At 53.9% G+C, this 592-nt stretch carries 1 protein-coding gene; it reads right to left on the reverse strand.

Going from position 1 to position 592, the window contains the following annotated elements; genetic code table 11:
- Nucleotides 1-69: 69 nt before the first annotated feature.
- Nucleotides 70-592, reverse strand: a 523-nt coding sequence (gene nusG, locus ACIQY3_RS34125) for a transcription termination/antitermination protein NusG (protein WP_403029042.1), incomplete at its 5' end; no start/stop codon positions are given.

The following is a 592-nucleotide window of genomic DNA, read 5'->3' on the forward strand; positions in this document are numbered from 1 at the left end:
CTTGCGCGTTTATCCCAGTGACGACAAAACCCCACAGCCTAGGGCTGCGGGGTTGGGATGCTTGCTCAGCTAGACTTTTTCGACCTGGCTGAACTCTAGCTCTACCGGAGTAGAGCGACCGAAAATGAGCACTGCCACTTGGATCCGGCTCTTTTCGTAGTTAACTTCTTCAACCGTGCCGGTAAAATCAGCAAACGGCCCGTCGTTGACACGTACCGACTCGCCCGGCTCGAAAAGCGTCTTCGGCTTAGGCTTGTCGCTACCATCAGCAACGCGACGCAGAATCGCTTCTGCCTCTTTATCTGTGATTGGTGCAGGCTTGTCAGCGGTACCGCCGATAAAACCCATCACCCGAGGAGTATCCTTGACCAAGTGCCAAGTACCCTCATTCATGTCCATCTGAACCAGCACGTAACCTGGGAAGAACTTACGTTCGCTTTTGCGCTTCTGGCCATTACGCATTTCAACCACTTCTTCAGTGGGAACCAGAATTTCGCCGAAGCCATCTTCCATGCCAGCCAGCTTTACGCGCTCTACCAACGAGCGCATGACATGCTTCTCGTAACCGGAGTAAGCAGGCACCACGTCCCAC

Source organism: Pseudomonas sp. NPDC096950 (assembly GCF_044762525.1).
Taxonomy (GTDB): domain Bacteria; phylum Pseudomonadota; class Gammaproteobacteria; order Pseudomonadales; family Pseudomonadaceae; genus Aquipseudomonas.